Genomic DNA, 4,515 nt, shown 5'->3' with positions numbered 1-4,515 from the left:
AGCCGGCCGAAGCCGTTGTAGCCGAGCGTCAGCTCGAGGATCGAGTTGTTCTGCGAACCGCCGATGTACGGGCGGCTCGACGCGGGCCACAGCTCGACGATCGCGATCCACCAGCCGGCGGCGGCGATCATCGAGCCGAACGCGATGAGCAGGTGGCCCAGGCGCTTGCCGATCGACGGCTTGGCGGCGATCAGGTAGACGGCGGCGAGCGGCGGCAGGACCAGGAATGCCTGCAGCATCTTGGTGAGGAAGGCGAACCCGACGAGAGTCCCGCCGAGCACCAGCCACCGCACGGCGCGCTCGGGTGACTCGATCGCGCGGATCGTCGCGTAGACCGAGGCGATGAGCAACAGCGTCAGCAGTGCGTCGGGGTTGTTGAAGCGGAACATCAGCACGGCGACCGGCGTGAGCGCGAGGATCGCGCCGGCGAGCAGCCCGGACCACGCACTGCGAGTCGTACGCCTGACCGTCGCGTAGAGCAGGCCCACCGCCCCGACGCCCATCAGCGCCTGCGGCGCGAGCATGCTCCACGACGACAGGCCGAAGATGCGGACCGACAGCGACATGGGCCACAGCGACATCGGGGTCTTGTCGACCGTGATCGAGTTCGACGCGTCGGAGGAGCCGAAGAAGAACGCCTTCCAGGACGCCGAGCCGGCCTGCACGGCGGCGGAGTAGAACGAGTTGGCCCAGCCGGAGGCGCCGAGTCCCCACAGGTAGAGCAGGGCGGTCGCACCGAGGAGCGCGAGGAGCGCCGGGCGTACGTACGGGGAGTCGTCCGGCCTGCCGCGCCACAGGCGGGTGGGCCACGAGGTGTCGGAGGGCATTCGGTCAGGCGTGGCCGCCGAGGTGCGGCGCTCGGCCGCCGGCGCGATGAGGGTCGTCGGATTCATGCCTCCACGGTGCGAAACCGGACTGGCACGACCGTGTGCTCACTCTGTGCCACCTCTGTGAGCGTTCCGCGGGAGGGGGCGGTTTACCAGGAGAACCTGGTAAACCGCCACTTCACCAGGCAAATTTGCCCGGAGGAGTGACCCTTTACCAGGTTCTCCTGGTAAACCGCGGAGGTCAGGAGGCTGGCAGCGTCAGGGTGAACGTCGTGTCGCCGGGCTTGCTCTCGACGCTCGCCGTGCCGTGGTGCGCGTGCATGATCGCGCGCACGAGTGACATGCCGAGTCCTGCGCCACCCGACGCACGGGTACGCGACGAATCACCGCGGACGAACCGCTCGAAGATCGTGGGGACCAGCTCGGGGTCGATGCCGGGGCCGTTGTCGTGGACCTCGATCCGCACCTTGTCGTCGACTCGCAGGCGTACGTCGACCGTGGTCTTCGGCGGAGTGTGCCGGCTGGCGTTCGTCAGCAGGTTGGTGACGGCCTGGTGGAGCCGCTGCTCGTCACCGGTCACGGTGACGGGCTCCTCGGGCACGTCGAACCTCCACTGGCGTTCGGGGTCGACGACGCGCGCGTCGTTGACGGCCTCGACGAGGAGACGGGTCACGTCGACCGGCCGGCGATCGACCTCGCGCCCGGCATCGAGCCGGGCCAGCAGCAGCATGTCCTCGACGAGGGTCGACATGCGGCCGGCCTCCGACTCGACCTTCGCCAGGATCTGATCGGGATCGTCGCGGCCGGTACGCCGGCTCAGCTCGGCATAGCCCTTGATCGTCGACAGGGGAGTGCGCAGCTCGTGGGATGCGTCGGCGAGGAACTGGCGGACCTGCTGCTCGCTCTCGTGCCGGGCGTCGAGCGCCTGTTCCACGTGGCCCAGGAGCTGGTTGAGCGCCCCGCCGACCTGCCCGACCTCGGTGTCCGGGTCGGTGAGCTGGGCAGGCACGCGTACGGTCTGGCCGATCTCACCGGACGACAACGGCATCGCGATGACCTCGTGGGCCGTGGCGGCGACCTCGCGGAGCGGCCGAAGCTGGCGGCGTACGAGCACGCGACCGGCAGCCCCCGCTGCGGCGATCCCGGCGAGGGCGAGGAGCGACTCCCACCAGATGAGGCTAGAGATCGTGCTGTCGACGTCCTTGGTCGGAAGCCCCTGCCACACAGTCGTGCCGGTGGGTGTCGTCCGGGCAGCAACCCGATAGCTGCCCAGTCCCGGGATGTCCACCGTGCGGGGATCCTGGTCGGGCTCGACATCGGTGAGGGCGGCGAGCGCGCGGCTGGACAGCTCGCGGGCGCCCCCGCCGTTGCCGGACACGACCAGCTCCCCGGCAGTCCCCGTCGAGGTGGTCCGGGCTCCGATGCTGCCGACGGCCCGGCCAAAGCCCTGACCCCGCGTCTGGCCAACGGGCGGTGCGGGAATGTTCTCGCGTGCCTGGAACTCGGCAGGCCCCAGCGACTGTGTGACCTTCTCATCGAGCTGGTCGGTCAGGTACGACCTCATCACGAGGGTCGCCGTCGCCGAGATGAGCAGGCTGACGACAGCGACCAGCACGACCGACGTGACGATCAGCCGACCGGTCAGCGAGGAGGGGAGGAGCTTGCGCACGGGACCTACTCTGCAGGCTTCAGGACGTAGCCGGCGCCACGCTTGGTGTGGATCATCGGCTCGTGTCCCGCATCGACCTTCTTGCGCAGGTAGGAGATGTAGAGCTCGACGACGTTGGCCTGCCCGCCGAAGTCGTAGTCCCACACCCGGTCCAGGATCTGCGCCTTCGACAGCACGCGACGCGGGTTGCGCATGAGGAATCGCAGCAGCTCGAACTCCGTGGCGGTCAGCTCGATCTCGCGGCCGGCGCGCTCGACATCGCGGCTGTCCTCGTCGAGTGAGAGGTCGCCGACCGTGATGACCGAGTTGGGCCGGGCGTCCATCGCCCCGGCGCGGCGCATGAGCCCACGCAGCCGGGCCACGACCTCCTCGAGGCTGAACGGCTTGGTGACATAGTCGTCGCCGCCGGCGGTCAGCCCCGCGACGCGGTCCTCGACGGAATCGCGAGCGGTCAGGAACAGCACCGGGATCTCGGGGGACTGGGCGCGCACCTTGCGCAGGACCTCCATGCCGTCGTAGTCGGGCAGCATCATGTCCAGCACGATCGCGTCGGGCGCGAACTCCTTGGCCGCGGCCACCGCCTTGCGCCCGGTGTGCGCCATCTGGATGTCCCAGCCCTCGTAGCGCAGCGCCATCTGCAGCAGCTCGGCGATGTTGATCTCGTCGTCGACGACGAGGACGCGCAGGGGTGTGCCGTCCGCCCGGGTCAGTGTGGAAGCCATGAGTCGATTGTGGATCGCCCAGCAGGCGGATGCGTGAGAACGCCCTGTGAGAAACCTGTGAGTGCCCGTCCCAGCCCGCACCGGGCCCGTCCACAGGACCATGACAGGTCAGGCGGTCATCGTGGCGGCATGAGTGACACCGCTGATGACAGTCCTGCCCAGTCCTGGTCGACCCGTACGCTCGTGGGCGGCGCGATCGCCGCGGTCGTGCTCGGCCTCGGCGCCGGTGCTGCACTGGGCTCGGCGGGCGGAGGCGCCGACAACGGCCGAGGTGGCCCCGGTGGCCCGCCCGGCCTGCAGCGCGGGCAGCTCCCGCCCGGTGGCCCGCCCGGCCTGCAGCAGCCCGGATCCCAGCAACCCGCCACGCAGGGCAACGCCTCGAACACCTGAGCCGGGTCACTACGCTGACTCCATGACGCGGCTCACCCGATCACAGGTGCAGGACCGCAATCGCGAAACGGTCCTCGGGGTGGCCCGCGACGCGTTCCTCCGCGACGGCTATGTCGCGACGTCGCTGGCCTCGGTCGCCAAGGAGGCCGGGTTCACCACGGGCATCGTCTACTCGAGCTTCGGCAGCAAGGCGGATCTCGCGCTGGGTGTCCTCGAACGCCTGCAGGCCGAGCAGATCGGCGCGCTGGGCGATCGGGTCGCCGGGGCCCTTGCCGCCGGTGACGTCCTCGACCAGGTCCGGGCGTGGGCCGCCGAGGCGATGTCCTCGGGATGGGTCCGCTTCGAGCTCGAGCTGCTGCTCGACACCATGAACGACCCGCGGCTGGCCGCAGCGCAGACGCAGCGTCAGACTGCGTCGATCCAGCAGGCGGTGGCGGTCGTACGGTCGCTCGTGCCGCCGGACGCGATGGACGACGAGACGCTCGAGGTGCTCGCGGAGGCGGCCGTCGACTATGCCATCGGCCTCGCGATGCGGCAGTCCGTCAACCCGGACGCCACGCCCGAACGCTTCCTCCGGCTGATCGAGCCTCTGGTCGCGGGCCTCACGCCGGGGCCTCACGGATAGCGGCGGGTCTTCCCGTCGGCCGTGCTGCACTCCGTGCCGGCCACAGTTGCCGGGAAGCGGTGCTGCTCGAGGACCGCGCACTCCGGAAGCGTCTGCCCGCTCCAGACCAGGCGCCACCCTCCGGCGGTCTTGGCCCACAGTGCGCCCTCGCCGCCACATTTCGGGATGAAGTTGCCGCCTGCTGCCCAACCCCGGGTGTCGATCCGGGCCACATGGATCTCGGGCGCCTGGACGCACGCGCCGTTCTCGCTGTTGTGCTGGCGCAGCAGGTCGGCGGCGATG

General features: G+C 70.0%; 6 protein-coding genes. 2 read left to right on the top strand and 4 right to left on the bottom strand.

The genetic code is table 11. The features are described from left to right. The 3 genes from V6M46_RS14345 to V6M46_RS14335 form a co-directional block, all read right to left on the bottom strand. A partial coding sequence (locus tag V6M46_RS14345) for a glycosyltransferase family 39 protein (protein ID WP_332666332.1) occupies positions 1-893 on the bottom strand: 893 nt, incomplete at its 3' end. 175 nt (positions 894-1,068) lie between these two features. Next, entirely contained in the window at positions 1,069-2,496 is a 1,428-nt protein-coding gene (locus tag V6M46_RS14340; RefSeq protein ID WP_332666330.1) for a sensor histidine kinase, read from the bottom strand. Positions 2,497-2,501: 5 nt separating this feature from the next. Next, entirely contained in the window at positions 2,502-3,218 is a 717-nt protein-coding gene (locus tag V6M46_RS14335; protein ID WP_332666328.1) for a response regulator transcription factor, read from the bottom strand. Between the two features lie 129 nt (positions 3,219-3,347). Between V6M46_RS14335 and V6M46_RS14330 the strand changes: the two genes are divergently transcribed. Continuing rightward, positions 3,348-3,608: a hypothetical protein gene (locus tag V6M46_RS14330; protein WP_332666326.1), complete on the top strand. Its 261-nt coding sequence runs from the start codon at positions 3,348-3,350 to the stop codon at positions 3,606-3,608. A gap of 22 nt (positions 3,609-3,630) precedes the next feature. Then, positions 3,631-4,233 carry a TetR/AcrR family transcriptional regulator gene (locus tag V6M46_RS14325; RefSeq protein ID WP_332666325.1) on the top strand — a complete coding sequence of 201 codons (603 nt, stop codon included), beginning with the start codon at positions 3,631-3,633 and terminating at the stop codon, positions 4,231-4,233. Here V6M46_RS14325 and V6M46_RS14320 read toward each other — a convergent pair. After that, a partial coding sequence (locus V6M46_RS14320; protein ID WP_332666323.1) for a hypothetical protein occupies positions 4,224-4,515 on the bottom strand: 292 nt, incomplete at its 5' end. The genes V6M46_RS14325 and V6M46_RS14320 overlap by 10 nt on opposite strands.

The organism is Aeromicrobium sp. (genome assembly GCF_036676885.1).
Taxonomy (GTDB): Bacteria; Actinomycetota; Actinomycetes; order Propionibacteriales; family Nocardioidaceae; genus Aeromicrobium.
The sequence above is the reverse complement of the archived record's forward strand: the minus strand, read 5'-3'. Positions and strand labels throughout refer to the sequence as shown.

What these genes read in the sequence shown, in the direction of transcription:
- V6M46_RS14325 (WP_332666325.1), top strand. Translation starts at nt 3,631, where the DNA reads ATGACGCGGCTCACCCGATCACAGGTGCAGGACCGCAATCGCGAAACG.
- V6M46_RS14330 (WP_332666326.1), top strand. Translation starts at nt 3,348, where the DNA reads ATGAGTGACACCGCTGATGACAGTCCTGCCCAGTCCTGGTCGACCCGT.
- V6M46_RS14335 (WP_332666328.1), bottom strand. Translation starts at nt 3,218, where the DNA reads ATGGCTTCCACACTGACCCGGGCGGACGGCACACCCCTGCGCGTCCTC.